Source organism: Bacillus sp. 11B20, assembly GCF_056098985.1.
On record NZ_JBLZWZ010000008.1, the window covers coordinates 222,392 to 248,164 of the forward strand.

Below are 25,773 nucleotides of genomic sequence, written 5' to 3' on the forward strand. Positions count from 1 at the left end.
CATGCAAAAGCATGAGGTTTATTTTTTTGAAACCATTAACCGGTCTCCTGTTCGAATGAGGTGAGTGGTCAGCTCATTGATCTTTTTCAATTGTTCCACAGTCATTTCATGCGCCTTTGCTATTGACCAAAGAGTGTCCCCTTTTTGAATGACATATGTATTTTTTTCATGTCCATTTACATGAAGAGCTGGCTCTTTGAAACGTTCCTCTGCAATCATTTTGAGCGGATCTATCGCATCCTCTTTGCTGACTGACCAATTGCCACGATGTACCTCAAAATGCAAATGAGTGCCTCTAGAGGCTCCTGTGTTGCCAATGATGCCAATTGGCTCTCCTGCTTGTACTTGGTCACCCTTTTTCACAAAACGCTCGTGTAAATGAGCATAGACGGTTTCGTACCCGTTTGGATGCTGAATAAACACAACCTCTCCATATGTAGCCGATACATACGAACGCGTAACCACACCTTCACTTGCAGCAAAAATGGATTCTCCTTCTGGCGCAGCTATATCTAATCCCTTATGCGAGCCGCCCCTTGTCCCAAACAAGTCAGTGACTTCTCCTTTCACTGGCTCCACCCATTCGTTTGTCTGCTGCGCATGGGCAAATGGTGCTAAGATGAAGAACAAAAAACAGCTTGCACCTATGAAGCAATACCTTTTCATCAGTGACTCCCCTTCTTTGAGGTTCTTTTCATGACAGCTTAGTATACAGCAAGAAGGCCATTTTATATACATTAAAAAAGAACGCAATGACTTACTTGCGTCCTTTAACGATCTTTGATGACAACTGGATTCGGCAGAGCCGGTACCTCTATTGGTTCGTTTAATTCATAAGGTCCTACTTGATCTGTTCCTGCATATTGAATGGTGACATCTGTAAAACCAAAATCTTTCGCTGTGAGCAGCAGACCTTCAATGAGTAGAATATGATCAATTGAGTCCGATAATTTTGCTGATGCTCCAAACGTGATGGTCACATGCTTACCTTTTGATGTCACTTCTTTAATGGATTCTTCTTTAATTAATGGTTCGAGCCCAGAATCACTCGTCCGTTTCATGGCCTCTACCGCCTCTTCATAAGAAGAATAATGCGTTTTTGAGGGCACCAAAAAAGTCCCGCTCTTATTTTCTAATACGTAATAAGCTTGCTTTGTTTGTTTATCAATCGATACCCTGCCTATGCTTCCACTTGCCCCTAATTGAAGCTGAGAGCCTTTGACAGATTTGACTTCCACTTGCTTATACCTGCTCCATTTGAGCGTTTCTTTTACCATATCTTTAAACCGATTGGCTTCCTTTATCGTATCAAGGGACAAATCATTTTTTAACTGAAAGACAAGTGTATTCCCTTTTTCACGAAGGTCCACCATCTCAAGATAAGATTGAAGCGGCTTTGTCATTTCAGGCAGCTGCACCTGTTCATATGTGTTCATTATTTCCTGCAAATGGTCATGTTCATTTTCTTTTTCAATACTAATGGGAACCACTTGAGATGTTGATTCATCTATGTATGCAACCGTCATATATTTTTGCTTGTCTTCATGAGAAACAACGTGCGCGGTACCATTTGCCTGTTTCACCGGCTCTAATGTGGCATTCGCCTGTCCTTTGTCAGCACTTGATTCCATTTTCATCTGTTGATGCTGTTCTTGAGCTGCCGGCTGAAATAAATGAGGAGAAATTAAAAACGCCATAAATAAAACCACAACGGTTGCCACCGCTGGACCGATCCATCTGACACTTTTCTTTTTCTTCCCGCTTGCCATCAGCATCTGCTGGTATATCTGCTTAGATGAACGGTTGTCCTCCACTTTTGGAAGCTGACTTAGTAACACCTTGATTCGTTCTTCGCTCCAATCGGACCTGTTCGTTTTCATTCACTAGCTCCTCCTTCAAAAGCTCCATATGTTTTCGGAGCACTTTCAGGCCTCGGTGCTGCGTTGTTTTGACTTTGCTTTCCGAGAACTTTAGCGCCTTTGCCGTCTCCATGATTGAGTAGCCCTGGATAAACCTTAAAATGATGACAGCTCTTTGATCAATCGTACAGTGATCAAGTGCGGCATAAATTTCTTTTGTATTTTCATCCTGTACAGCTAGTTCGTCTGGGAGCAAGTCTGGATCTTTTACATCCTGCTTATCCCAATCAAACGTGCCGAGCACCCGTTGTCTAATGGTTTGCTGTTTGCGAAACCAGTCAATCGCCACATGCCTTGCAATTGAAAACAGCCATGTTTTCTCGCTGCTTCTTCCTTCAAAAGTTTTATATGAGTGAAGTACCCGAATGTAAACCTCCTGCACGAGATCCTCTGCCTGATTTTTATCTTTAACCATATAAAATAAAAACTGGTACAAATCTTGATGGTACGAATCATATATTTTTTGAAAGGTTTCATGCATAGGAAACCCCTCCGTTCACTTATTTTTGTCGAGTGACTCTTATAAAACGTTACATTACAACTTTATGACAAATATATTACAAGTTCGACAGTTTGGAAAGGGCTTTTTGTTTAACTTCTCCTTAAAAATTTCAAAATAGAAAAAACACTTCATTTTCTTTCGAAAAGAAGTGTTTCTCATGTAACAAGATTCTTCGTCAAGATTAGACGAGTTCCTGCTTTTTTCTCGGAATATAGAAGGTGAAGTGTGTACCTGCACCCGTTTTGCTGTGAGCATGTATAGAGCCTTGATGCGCTTCGACGATGTTCTTCACAATCGCAAGGCCAAGCCCAGTACCAGAACGTCCTCTTGTTCTTGCTTTATCAGCTTTATAGAAGCGCTCGAAAATAAAGGGCAGATCCTCTTCTGGAATTCCGCTTCCCGAATCTTTCACATCCATTTTCAGCCCGTTTTCCACCGATTGAACCGAAAAGTGAACCTCTCCGCCCTCTGGTGTATGACGAATGGCATTATCAATGAGATTCGTAAACACTTGCTCAATCTTATCTGGATCGAATACAAAGTACGGTTCATCCACTTGAATATTATACGTAAGATCGATTTGTTTTTCTTTCGCAATCCCTAGAAACTTGCGGTAGATCTTCTCAGTCAGCTCTTCCGTATCTGTTGATTCAAGATTCAGTGTAATATGACCTGCTTCCATTCTCGCTAGATCTAAAAGATCATTTACAAGACGTCCCATTCGAAGTGATTCATCGTAGATAATTTGCGCAATCTCTTTCTTTTCCTCTTCTGATCCTGCAATATCATCTACAATCGCCTCACTGTACCCTTGCAGCATGGCAATTGGTGTACGAAGTTCATGACTGACATTGGCAATGAAGTCTTTTCTCAGTTTATCAAGTCTTCGTTCCTCCGTCATATCACGAAGGACTGCAACTGCTCCTCTGACATCCTGCTGATTATAAAGCGGAGACATGAGAAGAACCCACGTACGCCCTTGCAGCGTAACTTCGATCATTTGCTCCTTTTCTGTGCTGACAGCTGTATGAAATAGCTCGCGCGCTTCTGGCGGCAGTTCATCTCCATCTTTGATCTTCATATTTTGCTCATAATACCACGCCTGCAAAAATCGTTCTGCAGGAGGATTTGTCATCAAGATCGTTCCATCAATATTGATGGTGATGACGCCATCGGCCATACTGCTTAAAATATTAGACAAATGTTCTTTTTCTTGATTTAAGGCGGTGATATGGAATTTAAGCTGCTTCCCCATTTGATTAAAGGCGATCGCCAGCTCTCCAATCTCATCTTGCGTTAAAATAGGAATCTTTGTATCAAATTTCCCCTTCGCCAAATCTTGTGCACCCTCTCTCATCTTTCTAAGAGGATAGGTGACACGTGTTGACAAAAAGAAAGCGAATATAGTGGTCAGTACAATCGCAATTCCAGCGGCTAAGAAGATGTATCGCGTCGTATGTTTCGTTGTTTGTTCTACAGCGAGGAGTGACTGAGAAAGAAAGACCATGCCTTTTTTTCCGTTCGCCTCATAAGGAACACCAACTACAATTCGTTCATCTTTTTGATTGCCTGCATCAGGTTCTGCACGTTTACTGATTTTTTTACGATCTTTCAGTGCTTGGTTTAAATCGCTGTCCGCTTCAATTTGTTTCTTTGTAATCGCAGGAAGCTTCCCGCCTTTTTCAGACGAATACCACTCTAGCCCGTCCTCTTGGATGATCGCAATACTCGTCAATTTGTCAGCGAGTTCTGATGTTATCGACCTTGCAAGCGATTGATCCTCATGGCTTTCTAAAATGACTGCTACTTTATTTGCCATTTGTGTTAAATCAGATTTTGCTTCTTCTACATGATAATTCTCAATGAACTCTAAAAGAAGCACAGTTAAAATAGATAAAACGATCAGGACGAGGAAAAGAATGGTTAACCATAGCTTTCCTACAACACTTTTCCACAGTTTCATTCAGCGCCGACCTCAAATTTGTACCCGACACCCCATACAGTTACGATTTTTTTCGCAGCTTCTGGTGACACTTTATTCAGTTTTTCACGAAGTCGTTTGACATGGGTATCGACTGTTCTTAAGTCTCCAAAGAATTCATATTGCCATACTTCTTTTAACAGCTTTTCTCTGTCATAAACCTTATCCGGTGTTTTAGCAAGGAAATATAAAAGCTCATATTCCTTCGGCGTGAGGCTGACTTCTTTGCCATCAGCCGTCACCCTATGGGCATCATGGTCAATAGAAAGATGAGAAAACACAAGAACGTCCTTTGTTGTTGTCCCAGTATTAAGATAAGACGTTTGAGACGATCTTCTGAGCAATGCCTTCACACGTAAAACAACTTCACGTGGGCTGAAAGGTTTGACGATGTAGTCATCCGTTCCTGCCTCAAATCCTTGAACGCGGTTGGCCTCTTCTCCTTTTGCCGTCAGCATAATGATTGGAGTCGCTTTTTTGTCTCGAATTTGATTACACACTTCGATTCCATCTGTACCAGGCATCATTAAATCGAGCAAAATAAGGTCATAATCGGTTTGAAGCCCTTTTTGAATCGCCTCATCTCCGTTTTCTGCTTCATCGATTTCATAATTTTCACGTTCTAAATACATTTTTAAAAGGCGGCGAATTCTTGCCTCATCATCTACGACTAATATTTTCGTTTGAGTTGTGTGTTCCATTAGACAGTCCTCCTGCTTTCTCCGTTGTTACATTCATTTTAACAAAAAGCCGAATTGAATCATAAAAGTTGGCCTTTTCCTTGTGATTATGCGTAGGAATGAAGCCCCGCAATGACAAGGTTGACAAAGATGAGATTAAACATAATAATGGCGAAGCCGATCACAGCAAGCCAAGCGGACTTTTCACCATGCCAGCCTCGCGACAAGCGAAGATGAAGATAGGCTGCATAAAAGAGAAACGTAATCAATGCCCATACTTCCTTCGGGTCCCAGCCCCAAAACCTAGTCCATGCAATTTGCGCCCAGATCATGGCAAAGATCAGCCCGCCTAATGCAAATACAGGGAAACCAATCGAAACAGCCCGATACCCAATTTCATCGACTAAATCTAGGTTCACCTGTTTCACTAGCGGTTGAAGCAGTGCGCTCAGTCGTTTTCGAATGATCAATCGAATGAGTTCGTATATAATCAGCCCTACGCTAAATGACCATAATACTGTATTGACCTTTCTGCCTGAAAAAACAGGCGGCAGCTCAACAAACGGCTCCAAACGATCTTCCGTCACAAGCTCCCCTTTATGAGGTCCGACAAGAGCTGGCAGCTCATAGACCATCACACTTTTTTCTTTATTTTTATCGATCCAATTAAATGTCGCTTCATATCCTGTCATTCTAAAGATAGACGTGACAGCGATAAATGCAAGTGTCACCACAATCATAAACATGACAAGCTCTAAACCAAACGTCTTCTTTCCTGGCTTTGTTTGATCCACATGCTTTAATAGAAAGATGACGCCTGCCACAAAGCTGATGGCTAAAATGGCTTGACCAAGTGCTGCTGTTGTCACGTGAATATAAAGCCAATTACTTTGAAGTGAAGGGATCAGTGGTGAAATATCTGATGGGAACATACTTGCATAGGCAATAATCAATAAAGCGATTGGAAGTGTGAATAAACCAAGTACAGACACTTGATACACAAAATATAAAATGATGAATGCAAGCACCAGCATCATGCCAAAAGCCGTAGTGAACTCAAACAAATTACTGACTGGTGCATGACCAGATGCAATCCATCTTGAAATAAAATAGCCCAACTGGCTCAAAAAACCGATGATAGTAAGCGTAATGCCAATGAGTGCCGCCTTATTCCTGCGCGGTCCATCTTCTTTCTTTTTTCCTTTAATGGCACCACCAAAAAAAGGAACTGCCGCTAAATAAAATAGAAAAGCTGCAAATAACAGATTTTCACTGACTGCCGCCATCTAATCCTTCCCCCTTGCTTTTGCTGATACTTGTTGTATCAGGCAGCTCTTTTTGATCAACTGGCTGTTTGATGCCACTGCCGCTCAGTAACACGTTAAGATCGGACTTTAAGCCGAACCAGTTTTTGTTTGTATGTCCTGCCACCAATACTTTTCCATCCTTTGCCGACAGCCAGATTCTTCTATGCTGCCAATACATCCCCTGCACGACACCAATCATGAAAATGATTCCGCCTACAATAAGCACCCCTAGTGTTAAATCTTTTCTAACAGTTAACCCTGTGACGTTTTTCGTTTCAACCCGATCAAACTTCATTTTATATAGATTGTTATCAGAACCCTCTACTGTTTCTTGAATGGCGACAAAGCTTTTTTCACCTTTAGGTTTTTCAGGAGAAATCATTTCAAACACGAAAGCAGGATTATTCGGATTCCTTGTTTTCGTACTTGGCGTTCCATCATCATCAAAATAAAAATCAGGCAGATAGCTCATCACTTTGACTTTGTAACCGCTACCAAGATCATATTCTGACTTAGGCTCCAGCAGATTAATCTTCACTGTACCGTAAGATTTTTCTGTATCTTTACGAATCAGCTGAAAGACCATTTGATCGAGTTCATTTTGTTTAAAATCCACTTGATATAATGAGAAATTGTCAAACTTAAGCGGTTCATTCACTTTAATATCGTGTTCTGTGACCTGCTTCAGCTTGGGCTTTTCACCAAATACAACTTCTCCTTCACGTTTGTATAAGATGGCATCCGTTTTATAGCTTTTCACCACTTGACCGTCGCCAGCTTTTTCAATGGCATTCTCAAACACTTCTTTTTCATTTCCAGTTTCATAACGATCAATTGAAAACGCATTATTTTTCAAGAAATATTGACCATCCGTACCTGGAATCGGTGCAGTTTCACCTTCTCTGACCCACAGCGTTTCATCCACGTACATGCCCGGGACGAACCGGAGCATCGATCCAATGAGAAAGATGATTAATCCAATGTGATTGACGTAAGGTCCCCAGCGTGAAAAACGTCCTTTTTCGGCTAAAATATACCCATTTTCTTCTCGCACGCGGTAACGCTTTTGTTTCATTGCTCTGATGATGCCTTCATATGTATGCTGATCTAATGTTTTGTCTGTCTCACTGAACAGACGCTGTCTTCTCATAAAGCCTTCTTTTTTGATAACCCCTTGGTTTTTGAGTGCTCGATAAAGAGGCATAACGCGGTCGAGACTACAAATGACAAGAGAGATTCCGATTGATGCGATAAGAGCTAAAAACCACCAAGAATTATAAAGGTCATGGAATCCAAGTGTATAATACAGCTTGCCAAACGATCCATATTGCTCTTCATAATACGTGGAAGCAGATGCTCCTGGCGGAATAAATCGCTCCTGCGGAAAAATCGTCCCAAGCGAAGAAGCAAGCAGTGTAATGACAATCAGCCACACACCTACTTTAACGGAAGAAAAAAAGTTCCATACTTTATCAACAATCGTTTTGTTATATGTTTGCGAGCGTCTTGCACTGCCGTCATATCTCATATCAAGCAGCTTTGAAGAGTTCTTCTCTTTAGCCGCAATGGGATTCCCGCATGATTCACATAGAACAGTACCGATTGGATTAATATGTCCACACTCGCACTTTACCTCTTTCATTCTATGACCCCTTTGGTTTAATCAAATTCATATACTCATAGATTTGACGTTCTGTCATTGTTCCCTTTATGACTTTGATTACCTTGCCTTCAGGATTAAGTAAAAGCGTAGTTGGCAGCTGCCCAATATCATACGCCTCTGTTACTTGACGATCTTTGTCCATGGCAACAGGAAAATTCACGCCATAGGATTCCATAAAATTTTTCACGGCAATCTTGGACTCCGCAACATTGACTGCGACAATTTCCACACCGCGATCCTTGAACACTTCATATTGATTCGCCATATAAGGAAATTCTTGTTTACACGGACCACACCATGTACCCCAAAAATTAAGAAAGACACCTTTGCCTTTTAAGTCCTTTAACTCAATCCGATCCCCATCCACAGATTGAAGGACAAAGTTTGGCGCAATAGATCCTTCTTTGACTCGATCCTGTTTGGCAAATACTGAGTTATACATTGTATAACAAAGTGCAGCAAGCATCACGAGGAGAATGCCCGTCCGTATGAAAAACCGTCTTTTTTTCATCTGAAGTACCCCTTCCCCATAGACATTCAGGTAAATTATAGCATTCTCCTTCTTTTGATGCTTCTTCATTTTTTGAAGTTTATGTGAAAATTAAAAAGCGCTTTTCCCATGATCGGCAATTGCTCTCAGGCGCTTTACTTCATGTGGAGACAATTCTCTGCGGTCTCCTGGTCTCATACCTTCAATATGAAGGAACGAATATTGCTCCCTTTTTAGCTTTAACACATCATGGCCAATCGCTTCAAACATGCGGCGCACTTGTCTGTTTCTGCCTTCATGAATGGTTAATTGGACAATACAAGTTTGCTTTCGTTTATCAATAGAAAGCATTTTCGCACGAGCAGGTGCTGTTTTTTTATGATCTAACATGATCCCTTTTTCTAGCTTTCTAAGCAGTTCCTTTGATGGAATGCCTTTTAGCTTCGCTGCATACGTTTTATCAATTTCGTATTTCGGGTGCATGAGCTTATGGGCAAATTCCCCATCATTTGTAATCAAAATCAAACCGCTCGTATCATAATCTAACCGGCCGATTGGATAAAGGCGCTGCGGGACATCATCAAAGAAGTCTGTGACGACCTTACGTCCTTTATCATCCTCGGCAGCAGAAATGACGCCGCGCGGTTTATAAAGCATAAAGTAAACCGGTTCTTCTCTTTCAAGCTTTAAGCCATTGACTTCAATTTTATCTGAAGAGCCCACCTTCACTCCGAGCTCTGTCACTGTTTGACCATTAACGGTAACTCGTCCTTCTTTAATTAATTCTTCAGCCTTTCGTCTTGAAGCGACGCCGGCATGTGCAATTACTTTCTGTAAACGTTCCATTTGTCTTTCACCTCATGTACTATCTTACTTGCTTGACCTAAAACAAACAAGCATTCGTGGAAAAATAAGCGTTTCGTCTGTCTAATTTCAGCTAAAAAGCGATTTTCCATCCATGAAATACAAAAAAGCGCCTGATTAGGCGCCGCTAAATAACAAACTGACGATAATCACAGATGCAATGACACCAATGAGATCTGCTAACAAACCTACTTTTAGCGCATCTCCCATTTTTTTAATACCGACTGCTCCAAAATAAACCGTCAAAATGTAAAGGGTGGTGTCTGTTGACCCTTGCATGACTGCCGCGAGCTGGCCAATAAAAGAATCTGGACCATACGTCGCTATCAAGTCTGATGTCATCCCAAGTGCAGCCGTTCCTGATATCGGACGAATAAACGCAAGTGGAACGACTTCGGGAGGGAAACCAATCGCTGTAAAGACTGGTTTTAAAAGTCCCATAACAAAATCAAGCGCACCTGACGCACGGAATATCGTAATAGCTACAAGCATGCCGACTAAATAGGGAATGATGGAAAAGGCAATTTGAATGCCCTCTTTCCCTCCCTCCACAAATGTTTCATAGGTTGGTACCTTTTTAATGGTTCCAGCAATCAAAATCCCTGCGATGATCAGTGGAATCAAAGCAAGAGACAGCCAGTTAATAAATGCCACAAGATCACCCCCGCCTGCTTCTGCGATAGTGGAAATAACGATCGATGATAATTGCACCGATTCCTGAAATGAGTGTTGCTAAAATGGTTGGTCCTACAATGTCTGTTGGCTGATCTGCCCCATAGGTCATTCTTATAGCAATGACGGTTGTTGGCACAAGTGTGATAGAGGATGTGTTGACCGCTAGAAATGTAATCATAGAGCGGCTTGCCTCATTTTTTCCGCCGTTTAATGCTTTCATCTGCTCCATCGCCTTAATCCCAAGCGGTGTAGCGGCATTCCCAAGACCAAAGAAATTCGCCATGAGATTGGACAAAATATACCCCATTGCAGGATGATTAGGCGGAATATCCGGGAATAGCTTTGAAATAAAGGGCCGGCACAATTTACTAAAGAAATTTAACAGCCCTGCCTCTTCGGCAATCTTCATGAGCCCGAGCCAAAAAACGAGGACACTAATCAGACCAATTGAAATAGTAACCGCTTCTTTTGAGCCCTTAAATACAGCCTCATTCACTTCCTGCATCGTTCCATTAAACATCGCATAGACAAGACCGATGACAGTGAGAAACACCCAAATTAGATTGACCATGAAGATCCGCCTATAGATGTCTGAAAGACAGACTTAAACATTTCTTGAAAGCTTTTCTGAGGCATGCGGTTTCGTTTATTTTCATAAAAAATCGGTAATTGCTCGATCACCTGTCCATCTAATAAAATTGTCATTTTCCCTACAACATCCGGGATGGCTTCGGCGTTTTTTTTCCATTTCTTTTTAGGGGTGAGCATTTCTGTTTCAATTTTGACAAGTTTTTTCTCATCTTCATTTAAAAAATAGTCCACATCACGCTTGATAAACGCTTTTTTTTCGTAAAAGCTCCCTTTTAACGAAGCAAGTCTTCCTTTTTCAGCAAGCACATACGTTTTGTAGTGATCAAATGCATATTCAAACATAGAGATATGATCCTTCCAGTCGTCCGGCGCATTAATGGTCACAGCGATCAGCTCAGCATCCCCTTTTGCAGCGGTGGAGACGAGTGTACGTTTTGCAAGTTTTGTATATCCTGTTTTCCCTCCAGTTGAATATTCGTATAAACCGGTGAGCAGCTTGTTTTTATTTTTCCAATAGCCTTCCATTGTTTTTGCTTTATAGAAAGTCGTACCAGCAATTTTTTGATATTGTTTATGTTTCATCGCGTATTTTGTTAGGATCGCCATGTCATAGGCTGATGAATAATGATTTTTATGATCATCGAGTCCGTGCGGATTTTGAAAGTTCGTATTCTCCATTCCTAGTTCAGCCGCCTTTTGATTCATCATAAAAATAAAGCCTTCTAAGCTGCCGCCAACATGCTCTGCAATGGCAACAGCTGCATCATTTCCAGAACGCAGCATGAGCCCGTATATCAAATCTTCTAAGCTCACCTTCTGCCCTTCCTTTAAATAAATGGATGAGCCCTCCGCTTGAATCGCACGTTTTGATACTTTGACGGTATCTTTCATTTTTCCTGATTCAATAGCTAATACAGCCGTCATGATTTTTGTAATACTGGCGATTCTTCTTTTTTCGTGCTCGTCCTTTCCAAATAGGACTCTGCCTGACTGTCCATCTATTAAAATGGCACTTCTTGCACTCACTGATAACGAAATGTCTGCTTTGGCATGTGAGGAAAAAGGCAGTAAGAGTGTAAATAGAAGAAGGACTGCTGTTCCAATTTTTAAATAGGGCATGTTCATTCACGTCCTTGTCCGTTTTGTACAAGTGTATGCTCAGCTGAAAAAGTTATGATGCCTCGTCCATAAAAAAAAGCGCCTCTACATGTAGAGACGCTTCTTCGACTTACTTATACCATTTTCACTTGCTGATGAGAAGTCGTATATTCCAGCTCTTCTCTCATCGCTAAAAAGTCTTTTTCTAATGAAGAAAATAATTGTTTCATATCAGCGGATACTTCATGGTGAAAAACAATGCTGCTTTTTCCTGTATAGGCCGAACGGCTGTCTTCATACCATGTATCCTTTTTCGGCGTGAAAAATTCTTCAATACATTGATGATAAATACGGTGAAGCATCTGCTGTGCGGCTTGCTGCGGAAATGTCTGCTGCTGCCCCATTTTCCTGCAAACTGCTGCTGCATCCTCGCTGTACACTGCAAGCTTCCGTAATGTACTCAATATGTCACAATAATAGGCTTCCGCTTCGGGGTTTAATTGTTTCAAGCTTGATAAGGTGGCTTCGTTCAGAAAACCATTCATTTCAATTGCAACCTTTGATAAAAAGACGCCTGCTTGATCAACTTGAGCCTTTACATTCATATGTGCCATTTGTTTCTTGTTTACCTTCCCCTCATGGCTTTGTCACCATTTTATCTGTCATCAAAAGATTTTAGACCTAAAATCTTTTTTATATTTTATCATACATTTTTCCTTCGTTTGAACTATTTTATATCTTCAAATGTTTGATTGAAGTTTTCAAAAAATAGATCAGCTTCTTCTTGCACACCATCTGCTTCCACATTCTCTGGAAGCGGTGGTAATTCATCTAACGCTTTTAAGCCAAATTGCTCTAAAAAGGTCGGGGTTGTCCCATAAAGAATTGCTCGTCCCGGGCCATCGGCACGTCCTACTTCACAGAGCAATGCTTTGGCTACTAAGCTATGAAGCACACGCTCTGATTTGACGCCTCTAATCTCCTCTACCTCACTGCGTGTAATCGGCTGTTTATAAGAAACAATGGCAAGCACCTCCAGCGCTGCCTGCGATAAACCTTTGGATGGTGTCTCAACTAATTTTTTTAAATACATGCTGTATTCTTTTTTCGTCAGCAGCATATATGAATCTGCATATTCAATGAGCTCAATCCCTCGTTCTTGTTTTTGATATTCTTCCTTTACGGAAGACATAATGTCGAGTAATACCGACTCATCTACTTCAAGAACAGACATGAGCTGTTTTCTTGTTAAGCCTTCGTCACCTGCTGCATACAGCAGCGCTTCTAAGATGGCTTTCCAATTCACGATATCAAGCGTCATGAATCGTTTCACTCCCTATGATATAAATGTCTTCAAAGTTCCCTTCCTGCTCTAGCATGATTTGATGGCTTTTCATCAATTCGAGAACAGCAAGAAACGTCACGACAAGGTGTTCCTTTTGATCATGTTGAAATAGAGTCATGAAATTGGTCCGCTTTTTTGTTTTTCTTAAATGGTTCATAATCTCATTCATTTTGTCTTCAATCGGGATTTCTTGTCTTGTAATCTTTGATGGTGCTGGTTTCGTTATTTTCTTTCTGTTTAATACCTTTTGGAACGCACCTAACATATCATACACCGTTACGTGTAAATTTGTGTCCTTCGCTTCTGATTCTTTTGCAAATTCGCTTAAATCACTCGGTGGTTTTGTAAAGGCATTTTGCCTTTCTTCTTCGCGTTCCTTTAGTTCTTGCGCTGCATTTTTATACTTGCGGTATTCAATCAATTTGCCAATCAGCTCTTCTCGAGGATCCTCTTCCTCTTCGAGCAGGTCTTCATCAAACAGCTCTTCCTCTTGTTTCGGAAGAAGCATTCTGCTTTTAATACTCAGGAGGGTTGCAGCCATGACCAAATATTCACTCGCAACATCGAGCTCAAGCTCCCTCATCGTGTGGACATATAATAAATACTGCTCCGTAATTTTAGCGACGGGAATATCATAAATATCAATTTCCAACCGGTTAATTAAATGTAAAAGCAAGTCCAAAGGACCCTCGAACGAATCTATTTTCACCTGATATTCCAGCATCTTTTTCTCACCATTTCTACTGTCTTCTAAGTACCGTTTCACCGGCTAACCTTTAGTATAAGACAGGATAAAGCTCTCGTCCAATATAATTTCGGCCATGATGCCTTGGGCAAATCAAGAAAAACAGTGGATCCGCCCAAACCAATAAGGGCATTTATACATAGAATACCATTGTAATCAGAACTGATGAAAAAGGAGGCCGTATCATTATGGGAGATGGCTATAACTTCGGCGGAGGATTCGCGCTTATTGTCGTGCTTTTCATCTTGCTGATCATCGTTGGCGCGGCTTGGGTTTATTAAAGAAACAGAGCGTCCTTTTCACAAAAGGGACGCTCTTTCTTCTTTTCTTTTCAATATGTTAGACTGAAAGTGGAAAAGGAGATGACCGCTGTGTATCCTGAAGCGTACGTGGCTTTTTTACACGAATTTCATACAACAAGAGATTATTTTGAGTGTCATGAAATTCTAGAGGAATATTGGAAGGAAGATCCCCCTGAGCAGCGCAAAGAATATTGGGTCGGGCTCATTCAGCTCGCTGTTGCCTTGTATCATCAAAGACGGGGAAATGGAAAAGGAGCAAAAAGGCTCATTTCTAACAGTCTTCATTTGTTAGAAGCAAACCGTTCAGTATTATCGAATCTCGGTCTGGATGATGAGGCATTTCTGTTGCTTTTGCGAACGCTGAAAAAGAAGATGGATGAAGACATGCCCTATGAGAGTGTGATGCTGCCGATCAAAGATGAAGCACTTCTTTCTTTATGCCAAGAAATGGCCCAAAAAGAAGGACTGCTTTTTGGACAGGAAAGCAACTTATCCCATACATTTTTAATCGAAAAACATAGACTCCGTGACCGGACAGATGTATTGCTGGAGCGAAAAAAGCAGATTGAACGTAAAAAAAGCAGAGGACTGTAGCCTCTGCTTTTACATGTGTGATATTTAATTTGATTCGCTGTGACACTTATGAAAGAAGCCTTGCGTTAATTCATTTGGAATGAGTGTTTTGGTTTTAAATATGTCTTCCACGGCTAAAACCATTTCCTTGCCGATTCCTTGATCACGATGGGATGGATTCACACTAATATGTTCGATTTGTACTTGGTCGTCTGTTTTCAACACACCAATAGCACCTACAATATCCTCGCCATCTTTCCATAGGAACAGCTGCCGATCTTCATCCATTTCATATGACTTCATCGTCTGCTGAAGCTGTTTGACGTCTTTCTCACCCGGCATAAAGGACAGGAGTCCCATGGCAATTTTTTCAAAAGACCTCTTGTAACGAATTAACATATATACCCCTCAATATTCAAATTATCCTAATTTCCAGCAAATGTCTTATGATTCATTTGCTCATCACACATTATAAACATTTTTATACCGTTTTTAAACTCTTTTTCACTAAATTAAGAGAACGTTCGATTGAGATTCGCCATTTCAATAGCAGCTGCAGCCGATTCGCTGCCTTTATTTCCAGCTTTTGTACCAGCTCTTTCAATGGCTTGTTCAATCGATTCTGTTGTCAGTACACCAAAGATAATCGGTACCCCTGTTGACATTGCACTTTGAGCAATTCCTTTAGCAGCTTCATTACAAACGTAATCATAGTGAGTCGTTGCGCCTCTGATCACGGTTCCAAGTGTGATGACTGCATCATATTTTTTGGTTTCAGCTAATTTTTTTGCCATGTACGGGATTTCAAAAGCGCCTGGTACCCACACAACATCGATATCATCACCATTTGCTCCGTGTCTGAGCAATGTGTCTTCTGCTCCATCTAACAGTTTACTTGTAATAAAATCATTGAATCTCGCTACAACGATTGCAAATTTTAGTCCTTCTGCTACTACATGACCTTGTATTGTATTCATATGTTAATCATCCTTTTTTGTGATTTTTATTTTGTTTTGATAGTCGCTGTTTGATTATTGTTTAAATATATCTGTAATGCTTCTATTGTCAGCATCTTTAAATCATGCTGTTTTTGGATCTCCTTTAGTTCAGAGACGCGAGCCATTGATCCATCTGCATTCATAATTTCACATATGACACCCGCTGGCTCTGAGCCTGCCAGTTTAGCAAGATCAACCGCCGCCTCTGTATGACCTGGTCTTTCTAGTACGCCGCCTTCTTTTGCAATAAGCGGAAAAACATGGCCTGGACGGGCAAATTCGTCTGGTTTTGCGTCTTTATTTAACATGGCCAGCATGGTCGTGGAGCGCTCAAAAGCACTGATACCAGTCGTCGTTGTCACATGGTCGATGCTTACTGTAAATGCTGTATGGTGTGCATCTGTATTATGTTCAACCATTGGATGCAGATTCAGGTGTTTGGCGATCGACGCATCGACTGGCGTACAAATGAGGCCTCTTCCATGTAAAGCCATGAAGTTAATCACTTCAGGTGTGGCATGCTCAGCAAGTGCCACAAAGTCTCCTTCATTTTCTCTGTCTTCATCATCCACTACGATAATGATTTCTCCTTGTTTAAGGGCATTTATTGCCTCATCAACAGAATGATACATACAATCGCCTCCTAGAATCCGTGCTCTTTTAGAAATGATGGGGTCAATCGAGATGGCTGTTTATCGCCTTGCTCTTTTGTTAAAAAACGATAAATGTATTTACCGATCATGTCACACTCTATATTCACAATATCCCCCATAGATTTAGTCGGGAAAATAGTTCCTTCAAGCGTATGAGGAATAATAGAGACTGTGACTTGTGAATCTCGCAAATCGAAAATGGTCAAGCTGACACCATCTATTGCGATCGAACCCTTTTGGGTGAGCATATCTGTGAGGGTCTTGTCCATCTTTAAATCATAGTAAATGGCATTACTCTTCTTTTCTATTCGGGTAATGACTGCCGTTCCATCAACATGGCCTGAGACAAAATGGCCGCCAAATCGTCCATTTGAGGACATGGCTCGCTCTAAATTCACTGGACTGCCTTTTGTCAGCTGATCCAGTGATGTCGATTTGACCGTCTCTGGCATCACATCTGCGGCGAACTGTCCTTTTGTGAAGCTTGTGACTGTCAGACATACTCCATTAATGGCGATACTGTCTCCGAGGTGAACATCTTCTAGCACACGGCTGCATGTAATGACAATTTCCATGGCATCTGCTGACTTTTTACTTAATGACTGAACGGTGCCAACTTCTTCAATAATCCCCGTAAACATGTGATCCTCCCTTTCTTTTCATTTGTATTTCTCACTTTTTAAAAAAGCGATGTTAGGGACATGTGATCGATTGAGCACCTTCGTCGCTTTTTATGGTCCATACAAGGTAGATGAGGGATCACCTAATAAACACTGCATGCATCTATTAACAACAAAAACATACAGAAAGCCCCGGAAAAAATTCCGGGGCTGTGGTTTTTTTGCATCAGAAATAAGACTATGATCAACAAATATTTTTCGTTCATAGCTTTCTTTATCCTTCTCCCATCCAGACTTTCACTGTCGGCTTCAGCTTTTCACTGAATCAACCGTTAATAAATTAACGGGTCACGGGCTGTAAAGCATTTGCTTTATTACCGTCGGTCGGGATTTTCACCCTGCCCCGAAGGATACAATCGATATTTAGCTGTCCTTAGGGGCTATTATAGCGATCCTTGTTGTCAAATGCAACAATCAAGATTTCTTCAAAAAAAAAGCCTCCTTATAGGAAAGGAGACATGTTAATTTACGACTTTTACTACTTTTATCAGTCCATCTATTCTTTTTTCATTACTAAAGTAGGCTTTAATACGATCGCCTTTTTTCAGATCGGCCACATCATCTTCAAATTTCTTACCATTAAAAATGATTTTGGTGCCATTCTTTGCTTGACCGTAATATTCATCTCCATCAATTGTCGTAATGGTATATTCATAGATGGTGTAATCTTTATCATTATTTGTTAGGCTCTCGCCAATGGCTGTTGGCACATCTTCAATTTTCATGCCATTCATGTATAAATAACCTGCGCCTAAACAAAGCAGTAAAACAAATAAGATTGCCATTTTTAATTTAATTTTCCCCATATTTAGAACCTCCATCATCTGCACTTCGCCTATTTGTATGTTTTATTCCTTCTTTTATTGAAATAAAACCAAAAAAGCTGATTTTCATTAATGGTTACTTATATAACGATTCAGATGGCCCTTTGGTTCCACCTCTTAATCATTACATATGATACGAATATGCGTTCTTTATTAAGGGGGTCTTTTTCCTATTTATCAGTTCGTCCCACACGATACTACAGGCTTTTCGATTATATTCTTTTTTCGAGTGCGAATAAGTCTTCCTCTAACAATTGTGACCGCTGAACAGCGATGCTGCGGCTGTCGCGAACCCCTTGATTATAATAGTAGCTTCCAAGGTTTTTTGTGATAAATTCTAGTATATTAATGGCTGCTAATTCACCAATCTCTTCTTCTCGTTCTTCGGCAAAGTAACGCTGAATGGCCATCATCATTTGATTTTTTTCTTCTTTAGTGAGTGGTTTCAAAGTCTCCCCTTCTTTCTTTCTATTTCTTCATTTGCAGCTGGATGTGCTGGTATTCCATAAATACGAATGTTTGTTCTCTTATCATATCATAAAAAAAGACTCTGTGCATGAATGCCCTAAAAGAAAAAGCGTATTTTGATGTAATGGATCAAAATACGCTTTTTCTCAGAAGGTGTCATAGGTGTTATCCATTTTATTTTAAAATGGATAGGATCGTCGCTACAGAATGATCTACAAATGAACGCTCTGGACGTGACTTCATGAGGACGGTAAGCCCGATGAAAGAAACGACCAGTGTCTGTGCTAAGGCTTTAGCATTCAAGCCGCTTTCGAGCTCACCTGAGCGAATGCCTTGCACGATCTTTTCTTCAAAAATAACCGAAAGATACATCTGATGCTCTCTTGTCAAAATTTCAAATTTCTCTTCGTGTGGAGCAAGCTCCACTATTGTATTAATGCAAAGACAGCCTTTACTTGGGCCATCTCCATATTCCTCTTCCACTACATCTGTCAATAATAGATGAAATGCTTCCTTTACAGATCGATTGTTTTGAAGTTTTGTTCGAATACGGGCTGCATGCTGCTTTGTATATGTGCGTAATGCAGCCTCAAATAATTCCTCTTTATCTCCAAAGGCTGCGTATAAACTTGGCCGCTGTATTCCCATTTTTGCAGTCAAATCGCTTAACGTTGTAGCTCTATACCCCTTTTCCCAAAAAAGCATCATTGCATCATTCAACGCTTTTTCCTCATCAAACTCACGCTGTCGAACCATCATCAATTCCTCTTTTCAACAATAAAATCCTTTCACGATAACAACCATCTATTTCTTTGTTTGTAAGTTTTCATTACCAATCGGTATATAATGATTGTATTTTATTCATGTAACATTGTCAATTTGTCTTTCTGATCTCCAAATCAACATAGAATAACCAAAATAAAATCTTGACTTTAAAACGTTTTGTTGGTTATTCTTAATCATAATCATTTTGTACCGATCAGTATATTATATTAAAAAGCTCAAAAAGAGGGGATGCAATGAATGGTTAAAGATAAAATGACTCACTATATGGCACTACTTTTTGCAGCAGCCTGCGGGATGGCTGTTGCAAACATATACTTCGCACAACCGTTACTAGATTCACTGGCAGCCGAGTTCGATATCACGTATTCATCCATCGGTATTGTCATTACGATTACTCAGCTTTGTTATGCGGCGGGGCTGCTACTGATCGTACCACTTGGTGATCTGTTGAATCGACGCCGGCTCATCATTGGTCAGATGCTTTTATCTGTGCTTGCCCTCATTCTAGTCGGCATCGCTCCTATCGTCACCGTCCTATTTATAGGATTAGCATTGGTCGGACTGCTCGCTGTAGTCACTCAGGTACTCGTTGCGTTTGCAGCAAGTTGGGCTGCTCCAGAAGAGCGCGGCCGTATCGTCGGCTTGGTGCAAAGTGGAATCGTCATCGGTATTCTTCTCGCCCGAACCTTTGCTGGTGTATTAACCGATTTTGCTGGCTGGAGGTCTGTATATCTTGTTTCTGCCGTCATCATGCTGATCCTAACTGGCGTATTGTTCCGAGTGCTCCCGCGTGATGACAGCAAAAGAGAGTCATTATCTTATGCTCATCTGCTTCGTTCAATGTTTGTATTGTTCATACAAGAACGAATCCTGCGCATCCGCGGGATTCTAGCTCTTCTGATTTTTATCGTCTTTGGTACGTTATGGACTTCACTCGTGCTGCCTCTCAGTACTGCGCCACACTCTCTTTCACATACTGCTATTGGCGCATTTGGTCTTGCTGGAGCAGCCGGAGCATTAGGGGCTGCTCGGGCTGGCAGCCTTGCTGATCGAGGTTTTGGACAGTTCACAAGCGGTATAGCCCTTGTCCTATTATTCATTTCATGGTTTTTCATCAGTTTGACTGAACATTCACTTATTGCCTTAGTCATTGGCATTATCATTCTTGACCTATCTGTGCAGGCAGTACACGTAACGAATCAGACTATGATTTTCACAGTGCGGCCTGAGGCGAGAAGCCGGCTTACGGCTGCTTACATGATTTTTTACTCCATCGGCAGTGCGACCGGTTCAATTGTTTCAACCAGCATATACGCAGCCTATGGCTGGAGCGGAGTATGTCTTTTTGGTGCCTCTATCAGCGCTTTAGCCATTTTGTATTGGATCATCACCTATCGCCTAACGAAACAAATCACATTTGACTCAGAAACAAAATAAAAAAACACCGCGATTAAGCGGTGTTTTGGATTACGCATCCACAACTTCAACTTTTTCCATGCCTTGGCCTTGCTCCATATCAAGTACAGCCTCGATACCAGATGTTACCTTGCCAAAAACAGTGTGAACACCGTTTAAGTGCGGCTGCGGGTCATGTACGATAAAGAATTGGCTGCCGCCTGTGTCTTTACCAGCATGTGCCATTGATAATGAACCTCTTTCGTGCTGATGTGGATTTCCTTCTGTTTCACATTTAATTGTGTAACCAGGACCACCCGTTCCATTGCCGTTTGGGTCCCCGCCTTGGCTGACGAAGCCTGGAATCACGCGGTGGAACTTCAATCCATCGTAGAAGCCTTCATTCGCTAATTTTTCAAAGTTTGCTACTGTACCTGGAGCAGCCTCTGGGTAAAGTTCAAACTCAATTTTCTTTCCATTCGTTAATTGTATGTATCCTTTTTTCGCCATTTTTCACATTCTCCTTTCAGGTTAAACAACGCTCATTATAGCACATTTTCGGTGATGTTAAACATCCCCTGCTCTTCGATTGTCATTTACCTCTTAACTGATGATTGATAAAATAGGATTGCTTGATTCTTTTTTCCTCATAAAATGATATGTGACGAAATGACATGTCTTCATTTATTGGAAAAGGAACACATCTTAAAAAGAAAATTGAAACGTCGAGTCAATTTGTTACGTCTATATGATGGAGTGCATTTCTGTACGTGTACTCAAAAGCTGAGTTTCTCTTGAAAGAGGAACGCTTTCGACTTGAAGGAGGTCAACATGTTTAAAAAAATGATGCTTGGTATGATGGCAGCGCTCCTTTTCCTAATTGGTGCGCCAAAAGTCAGCTTAGCGGATGCAGCTGTCGGCGATGTCATCGTCACACTCGGGCAAGACTTAACACCAGCTGATCGACAAAAGGTGCTTGACGAGTTGAATCCACCTGAAAATGCGACAAAAATTGAAGTAACCAATAAAGAAGAGCACGAATATTTAGGAAAGTATATCCCTCGTTCTTCTATCGGGACGAGAGCATTATCATCTTCATCTATCACCATTGAGAAATCAGGTACTGGTCTGACTGTGGATACACACAACATCAAGACCATTACAGATGAGATGTATTTAAATGCTTTAATGACAGCAGGTGTCAAGGATGCCAAGGTTGTCGTCACTGCTCCATTTGAAGTATCTGGTACAGCCGCACTGACGGGCTTACTTAAAGCGTATGAAGTGTCAAGCGACAAAGCCATTCCAGAAGATGTGAAGCAGGTGGCGAACGAAGAGCTTGTGACAACTTCTAAATTGGGTGACTCCATCGGGAAAGACAACGCTTCTGCCCTTATTGCAAAAATCAAAGATGACATTGCAAAAAACGGTGTCCCTAAAACCACAAAAGAAGTAGAAGAAAAAGTCGATCAGGCGGCTTCTGATTTGAACTTAAATCTGACGCAGGATCAAAAAGATCAGCTTGTCTCGCTATTTGATAAAATGAAAAACATCAATATCGATTGGAATCAAGTAGGATCTCAAATTGATAAAGCAAAAGACAAGATTACAAAATTCATAGAATCAGATGAAGGGAAAAACCTTCTTCAAAAGATTTGGGATTTCTTTGTCTCCATCTGGAACGCGATCGTCTCTGTATTCACTGGAGGAAAATAATCCATGAAAAAAAGCTGCCTGTACCCCAGGCAGCTTTTTTAATTAGATGATTTCACTTTTGATTGATACGGTAAATCAAGTTTGACAATGTCCTCATAGGTTTCACGCTCAACCACAAGCTGCGCTTCCCCGTCCTCTACAAACACAACCGCTGGGCGCGGGATGCGGTTATAGTTGTTTGACATACTATAGCCGTAAGCTCCGGTACAAAAGACAGCCAATAAATCCCCTTGTGATAACTCTGGCAGATCGATATCCCAAATGAGCATATCTCCGCTTTCACAGCATTTACCGGCAATTGAAACGGTTTGATCATGCGTTTGACTCATTTTATTGGCACTTGCCGCTTCATATTTCGCTTGATATAAAGCCGGACGAATGTTGTCACTCATTCCGCCATCTACCGCAACATAATCGCGGATGCCAGGTACGTGTTTTGATGATCCGATCGTATAAAGAGTCGTCCCTGCATCTCCAACAAGAGAACGGCCTGGTTCTATCCAAATCTCCGGCATATCGAACTCATAGCGGGCCACGTTCTCTTTCACAGCTTGGATTATTTTCTCGACATATTCTGTCGCAGGAAGTGGTTCATCCTCTTCTGTATAACGAATCCCAAAGCCGCCGCCTAAGTTTAACACTGTAGAAATAAAACCAAATGATTCTCTCCATTCATCCAGCTTCAAAAAGATTTTATCTGCCGCAAGGACAAAACCAGCCGTATCAAAAATTTGTGAACCGATATGACAATGAACACCTAAAAGCTCGATCACTTCTGAACGAAGCACTTGTTTCACCGCTTCATCTGCTTGTCCATTGTGAAGATCAAAGCCAAATTTTGAATCCTCTTGACCTGTCGTAATGTAATCATGCGTATGTGCTTCGACACCAGGCGTGATGCGGAGCAATACTTTCACTTTTTTTGACAGCTCTTGACCAAGCTGTTCAATGAGCTTCATTTCATAGAAATTATCCACAACTATACAGCCGATCCCATGCTCTAAAGCCATTTTTAATTCTTCTCTGCTTTTATTATTGCCATGGAAATGAATTTTTTCTACTGGGAATCCAGCGCAAATGGCTGTGTGAAGCTCACCGCCTGAGACAACATCAAGAGATAATCCTTCTTCTTTAGCAAGCTGAAACATGGCGATAGAAGAAAATGCTTTACTCGCGTATGCTACCTGCGCTGTTAATTCTTCTTCTATAAATGCTTTTTGAAAGCTTTTTGCGCGCTCCCGTATTAAAGCCACATCATATACATAAAGTGGTGTCCCATACGTTCCAGCTAAAGAAACAGCATCAACACCACCAATTTCTAAATGACCGAGTTCATTTTGTCTGCAAGTGCCGTGTAAATACAATGTCATTCCCTCTTTCTCCGCTTCGGCTGAAAAAAGGCAGCTGCGTGAGCTGCCTTGTGCCTTGTCTCAAAGTTAAAAATACAATATCACAATCTTCAGCCACTTTCAATGAGCCTTAAGAATTTGGCGGAATTTTTGATCTGTTTTGAGGGTGAACGATGCTCGGTCTTACTTTTGAGCCAGGAACAGACGTCCGAATCAGCACTTGCCACAAAGCCTTCCCATTAAAAGGGAGGAACGGCCACATATAAGGCGTCTGCAATGAACGAATGGAAGTTAAATAAATGAGTAACAACGTAAAACCAATGATGAGTCCATTCAGCTTGAAGATCGCCACTAGTGCTAGGATGATGAGCCTGACAATCTTATTGGCGACACTCAGCTCATAGCTTGGCGTTGTAAAGGTACCGATCGCCGCCAGTGAAACGTATAAGATGACCTCTGGTGTAAACAAACCGACATCAATAGCGATTTGTCCAATTAAAACAGCCGCGATTAGTCCCATGGCCGTCGACAATGCGGTTGGCGTATGAATTGCTGCCATCCTTAAAAATTCCACCCCGAAATCAGCAAGGAACACTTGGAGAATCACAGGGATATGAGAAGGTTTGTTAAACCCAATATAGCTTAAATTGTCAGGCAAAAGATTCGGTTCAAGGATAAAAAGAAACCAAATCGGCAAAAGAAAGGTAGAACATAAAATGCCTAAAAAGCGTACCCATCTTAGGAATGTACCAACGGCAGGTGCCTGGCGATATTCTTCTGCATGCTGAACGTGGTGAAAAATAGTGGTTGGTGTAATGATGACACTAGGGGATGTATCCGTAATGATGATGACATGCCCTTCTAATATGTGGTTAGCGGCGACATCTGGACGCTCGGTGTAACGCACTAGCGGAAAGGGATTATATCCTTGCTTAATAATAAATTCTTCAATCGTTTTATCAGACATCGTCAGCCCATCGACCTTAATTCCTGATACTTCTTTTTCTATAATATCTACAAGATCTGGGTCTGCAATATCTTCAATATAGCAAACACAAACATCGGCTTTGGAACGTTCGCCTACTTTGAGCATTTTGTATCGCAGTTTTTCATCCCGCACTCTTCTTCGAATAAGCGCTGTATTTACAATAATGTTTTCAACAAAACCGTCTCTTGCTCCCCTGACAACCTTTTCTGTATCCGGCTCCTCAGGCATTCTGCCAGGATAACTTCTAACATCAATGATAAAGGCGTAGTTTTCACCTTCTACAACAACTGCTACAAGCCCGGACAGCACTTGATCCACCGCTTCATCCAGCGTTTCTACCTTGGAGACCTGCTGATTGACAAGGCGGTTCTCGACTACATGTGCAAGATCATCTGATTCTGGTTCGTTGTCATTGATTTCGATAAGTTCTTTTAATAAGTAGATGACATACTGCGTATCACACAACCCGTTTACATAGTAAAGCTGGATTTCCTGATCGTGTATATAAATTTTCCGAACACCAAGGTCAAAGCTGAGACCCATTCCGACATTTTCTTTGAAGTAATCTTCATTTTTCTTCGGGTCTCGGTACACGTTTACCTTGTCTTTCTTCATGGAAGCCACTCCTTTCTAATATTAATTCCACTGCTTTCATCGTGATTGGAGATCCCTTGCTCAGATCATCTTTCCGTCCCATCTTGCCAATATCTCCAATCCCGACAACGAACGGGAGATTGAGGGAGTCAAGACAATACACTGTATCCCCGCTCATTTTATGGGGCTCCATTTCGGGAAGACCGTGTTTGTCGACACCGTATTCTGTCAGTTCACCTTCCCGGTCAATGGAGACATGGACCTTTGTCCATTCGGCTTGGTGCGTCTTAGATGCAACTGCAATCGCGCCAATGACTTCGATTTCAGGGTGGCGTGCTACATGTTTCATCGCCGTCTCGCCTGTTCCTTCACCGGTCAGTCCAGAATCATCAAACATCACAAAGACTGGATCATACGGTGTTTTTAAAATCATCTGAACAAGTTCAGGTCCTGTCCGTTTGCTTGGATTTCCTTTTGAGCTGGAAATACATCGTCCGCCGACGTTTTTAGCGGCGAGCTCAATGGTTTTGGCAGCATATATATCTCCGTCTGTCACTAAAATGACTTTCCGTCTTTGCCCCATATTC

At 41.4% G+C, this 25,773-nt stretch carries 29 protein-coding genes, 1 pseudogene and 1 riboswitch; of the genes and pseudogenes, 4 read left to right on the forward strand and 26 right to left on the reverse strand.

Going from position 1 to position 25,773, the window contains the following annotated elements:
* Positions 1-18 precede the first annotated feature (18 nt).
* The 15 genes from ACN6NB_RS10355 to ACN6NB_RS10425 all read right to left on the reverse strand — a co-directional run bounded on the left by ACN6NB_RS10355 (position 19) and on the right by ACN6NB_RS10425 (position 13,839).
* Positions 19-666 carry a M23 family metallopeptidase gene (locus tag ACN6NB_RS10355; protein ID WP_058837970.1) on the reverse strand — a complete coding sequence of 216 codons (648 nt, stop codon included), beginning with the start codon at positions 664-666 and terminating at the stop codon, positions 19-21.
* Between the two features lie 104 nt (positions 667-770).
* Positions 771-1,880 (reverse strand): hypothetical protein, encoded by a 1,110-nt coding sequence (locus ACN6NB_RS10360; RefSeq protein ID WP_039179610.1) that lies wholly within the window; start codon positions 1,878-1,880, stop codon positions 771-773.
* Positions 1,792-2,400 (reverse strand): RNA polymerase sigma factor SigX, encoded by a 609-nt coding sequence (sigX, locus tag ACN6NB_RS10365; RefSeq protein ID WP_039179611.1) that lies wholly within the window; start codon positions 2,398-2,400, stop codon positions 1,792-1,794. The genes ACN6NB_RS10360 and sigX overlap by 89 nt, the downstream gene beginning before the upstream one ends.
* Positions 2,401-2,602: 202 nt before the next feature.
* The gene (locus ACN6NB_RS10370) at positions 2,603-4,384 is read right to left on the reverse strand and encodes an ATP-binding protein (RefSeq protein WP_058837972.1); all 1,782 of its coding nucleotides are present in this window, start codon (positions 4,382-4,384) and stop codon (positions 2,603-2,605) included.
* Complete coding sequence (locus ACN6NB_RS10375; RefSeq protein WP_003215596.1) at positions 4,381-5,103, reverse strand: response regulator transcription factor; 723 nt, start codon at positions 5,101-5,103, stop codon at positions 4,381-4,383. Before ACN6NB_RS10375 ends, ACN6NB_RS10370 begins: the two co-directional genes overlap by 4 nt.
* 86 nt (positions 5,104-5,189) lie before the next feature.
* Positions 5,190-6,368, reverse strand: coding sequence for a c-type cytochrome biogenesis protein CcsB (gene ccsB / locus ACN6NB_RS10380; protein ID WP_474253351.1), 1,179 nt, complete (start codon positions 6,366-6,368; stop codon positions 5,190-5,192).
* Positions 6,352-8,031: a cytochrome c biogenesis protein ResB gene (resB, locus tag ACN6NB_RS10385; RefSeq protein ID WP_126681635.1), complete on the reverse strand. Its 1,680-nt coding sequence runs from the start codon at positions 8,029-8,031 to the stop codon at positions 6,352-6,354. The genes ccsB and resB overlap by 17 nt, the downstream gene beginning before the upstream one ends.
* A 1-nt stretch (position 8,032) precedes the next feature.
* The gene (gene resA / locus ACN6NB_RS10390; protein WP_047204114.1) at positions 8,033-8,563 is read right to left on the reverse strand and encodes a thiol-disulfide oxidoreductase ResA; all 531 of its coding nucleotides are present in this window, start codon (positions 8,561-8,563) and stop codon (positions 8,033-8,035) included.
* A gap of 90 nt (positions 8,564-8,653) precedes the next feature.
* Positions 8,654-9,388 (reverse strand): 23S rRNA pseudouridine(2605) synthase RluB, encoded by a 735-nt coding sequence (gene rluB, locus ACN6NB_RS10395; RefSeq protein WP_024422842.1) that lies wholly within the window; start codon positions 9,386-9,388, stop codon positions 8,654-8,656.
* Between the two features lie 135 nt (positions 9,389-9,523).
* Positions 9,524-10,060: a spore maturation protein gene (locus ACN6NB_RS10400; protein WP_024422843.1), complete on the reverse strand. Its 537-nt coding sequence runs from the start codon at positions 10,058-10,060 to the stop codon at positions 9,524-9,526.
* A gap of 4 nt (positions 10,061-10,064) precedes the next feature.
* Positions 10,065-10,652 (reverse strand): nucleoside recognition domain-containing protein, encoded by a 588-nt coding sequence (locus tag ACN6NB_RS10405; protein WP_024422844.1) that lies wholly within the window; start codon positions 10,650-10,652, stop codon positions 10,065-10,067.
* Positions 10,640-11,791 carry a D-alanyl-D-alanine carboxypeptidase family protein gene (locus tag ACN6NB_RS10410; protein WP_126681633.1) on the reverse strand — a complete coding sequence of 384 codons (1,152 nt, stop codon included), beginning with the start codon at positions 11,789-11,791 and terminating at the stop codon, positions 10,640-10,642. The genes ACN6NB_RS10405 and ACN6NB_RS10410 overlap by 13 nt, the downstream gene beginning before the upstream one ends.
* A gap of 113 nt (positions 11,792-11,904) precedes the next feature.
* The gene (locus ACN6NB_RS10415; RefSeq protein WP_039179631.1) at positions 11,905-12,384 is read right to left on the reverse strand and encodes a YpuI family protein; all 480 of its coding nucleotides are present in this window, start codon (positions 12,382-12,384) and stop codon (positions 11,905-11,907) included.
* A 113-nt stretch (positions 12,385-12,497) separates the two neighbouring features.
* Complete coding sequence (gene scpB / locus ACN6NB_RS10420; RefSeq protein WP_024422847.1) at positions 12,498-13,091, reverse strand: SMC-Scp complex subunit ScpB; 594 nt, start codon at positions 13,089-13,091, stop codon at positions 12,498-12,500.
* Positions 13,081-13,839 carry a segregation/condensation protein A gene (locus ACN6NB_RS10425; protein ID WP_024422848.1) on the reverse strand — a complete coding sequence of 253 codons (759 nt, stop codon included), beginning with the start codon at positions 13,837-13,839 and terminating at the stop codon, positions 13,081-13,083. The genes scpB and ACN6NB_RS10425 overlap by 11 nt, the downstream gene beginning before the upstream one ends.
* A gap of 209 nt (positions 13,840-14,048) precedes the next feature.
* On the opposite strand from ACN6NB_RS10425, the gene ACN6NB_RS10430 reads away from it, so the two are divergent.
* Both ACN6NB_RS10430 and ACN6NB_RS10435 read left to right on the forward strand, forming a co-directional pair.
* Positions 14,049-14,141, forward strand: a complete 93-nt coding sequence (locus ACN6NB_RS10430; protein ID WP_012010430.1) for a YjcZ family sporulation protein — start codon at positions 14,049-14,051, stop codon at positions 14,139-14,141.
* 90 nt (positions 14,142-14,231) lie between these two features.
* Positions 14,232-14,756 carry a DUF309 domain-containing protein gene (locus ACN6NB_RS10435; protein ID WP_058837976.1) on the forward strand — a complete coding sequence of 175 codons (525 nt, stop codon included), beginning with the start codon at positions 14,232-14,234 and terminating at the stop codon, positions 14,754-14,756.
* Between the two features lie 24 nt (positions 14,757-14,780).
* Here the strand turns inward: ACN6NB_RS10435 and ACN6NB_RS10440 are convergent, their stop codons facing one another.
* The 7 genes and pseudogenes from ACN6NB_RS10440 to ACN6NB_RS10470 all read right to left on the reverse strand — a co-directional run bounded on the left by ACN6NB_RS10440 (position 14,781) and on the right by ACN6NB_RS10470 (position 19,114).
* Complete coding sequence (locus ACN6NB_RS10440) at positions 14,781-15,134, reverse strand: GNAT family N-acetyltransferase (protein ID WP_039179637.1); 354 nt, start codon at positions 15,132-15,134, stop codon at positions 14,781-14,783.
* 113 nt (positions 15,135-15,247) lie between these two features.
* The gene (gene ribH, locus ACN6NB_RS10445; RefSeq protein ID WP_029706184.1) at positions 15,248-15,712 is read right to left on the reverse strand and encodes a 6,7-dimethyl-8-ribityllumazine synthase; all 465 of its coding nucleotides are present in this window, start codon (positions 15,710-15,712) and stop codon (positions 15,248-15,250) included.
* A gap of 47 nt (positions 15,713-15,759) precedes the next feature.
* Positions 15,760-16,365 (reverse strand): annotated as a pseudogene (ribB, locus tag ACN6NB_RS10450) (3,4-dihydroxy-2-butanone-4-phosphate synthase); the annotation flags it as partial.
* Positions 16,366-16,376: 11 nt separating this feature from the next.
* Complete coding sequence (gene ribE, locus ACN6NB_RS10455; protein WP_039179642.1) at positions 16,377-17,027, reverse strand: riboflavin synthase; 651 nt, start codon at positions 17,025-17,027, stop codon at positions 16,377-16,379.
* A gap of 252 nt (positions 17,028-17,279) precedes the next feature.
* Positions 17,280-17,421: riboswitch (FMN riboswitch) on the reverse strand.
* Between the two features lie 106 nt (positions 17,422-17,527).
* Positions 17,528-17,872 (reverse strand): hypothetical protein, encoded by a 345-nt coding sequence (locus tag ACN6NB_RS10460; protein WP_474253352.1) that lies wholly within the window; start codon positions 17,870-17,872, stop codon positions 17,528-17,530.
* A 230-nt stretch (positions 17,873-18,102) separates the two neighbouring features.
* Complete coding sequence (locus tag ACN6NB_RS10465; RefSeq protein WP_039179646.1) at positions 18,103-18,339, reverse strand: DUF2164 domain-containing protein; 237 nt, start codon at positions 18,337-18,339, stop codon at positions 18,103-18,105.
* Positions 18,340-18,532: 193 nt separating this feature from the next.
* The gene (locus ACN6NB_RS10470; RefSeq protein ID WP_058837978.1) at positions 18,533-19,114 is read right to left on the reverse strand and encodes a TetR/AcrR family transcriptional regulator; all 582 of its coding nucleotides are present in this window, start codon (positions 19,112-19,114) and stop codon (positions 18,533-18,535) included.
* Positions 19,115-19,381: 267 nt separating this feature from the next.
* Between ACN6NB_RS10470 and ACN6NB_RS10475 the strand changes: the two genes are divergently transcribed.
* Entirely contained in the window at positions 19,382-20,581 is a 1,200-nt protein-coding gene (locus ACN6NB_RS10475; protein ID WP_059377128.1) for an MFS transporter, read from the forward strand.
* Positions 20,582-20,611: 30 nt separating this feature from the next.
* On the opposite strand, the gene ACN6NB_RS10480 is transcribed toward ACN6NB_RS10475, so the two are convergent.
* On the reverse strand, positions 20,612-21,049 hold the full coding sequence (locus tag ACN6NB_RS10480) for a peptidylprolyl isomerase (protein WP_008359679.1): 438 nt from the start codon (positions 21,047-21,049) through the stop codon (positions 20,612-20,614).
* Positions 21,050-21,370: 321 nt separating this feature from the next.
* Here ACN6NB_RS10480 and ACN6NB_RS10485 point away from each other — a divergent pair, with 321 nt between their 5' ends.
* On the forward strand, positions 21,371-22,255 hold the full coding sequence (locus ACN6NB_RS10485) for a DUF1002 domain-containing protein (protein WP_024422856.1): 885 nt from the start codon (positions 21,371-21,373) through the stop codon (positions 22,253-22,255).
* Positions 22,256-22,293: 38 nt separating this feature from the next.
* On the opposite strand, the gene lysA is transcribed toward ACN6NB_RS10485, so the two are convergent.
* The 3 genes from lysA to spoVAEA form a co-directional block, all read right to left on the reverse strand.
* Positions 22,294-23,619 (reverse strand): diaminopimelate decarboxylase, encoded by a 1,326-nt coding sequence (lysA, locus tag ACN6NB_RS10490; protein WP_366204873.1) that lies wholly within the window; start codon positions 23,617-23,619, stop codon positions 22,294-22,296.
* A 115-nt stretch (positions 23,620-23,734) separates the two neighbouring features.
* Positions 23,735-25,207: a spore germination protein gene (locus ACN6NB_RS10495; protein WP_047204120.1), complete on the reverse strand. Its 1,473-nt coding sequence runs from the start codon at positions 25,205-25,207 to the stop codon at positions 23,735-23,737.
* The gene (gene spoVAEA, locus ACN6NB_RS10500; protein WP_047204121.1) at positions 25,161-25,769 is read right to left on the reverse strand and encodes a stage V sporulation protein SpoVABEA; all 609 of its coding nucleotides are present in this window, start codon (positions 25,767-25,769) and stop codon (positions 25,161-25,163) included. The genes ACN6NB_RS10495 and spoVAEA overlap by 47 nt, the downstream gene beginning before the upstream one ends.
* Positions 25,770-25,773: the final 4 nt, after the last annotated feature.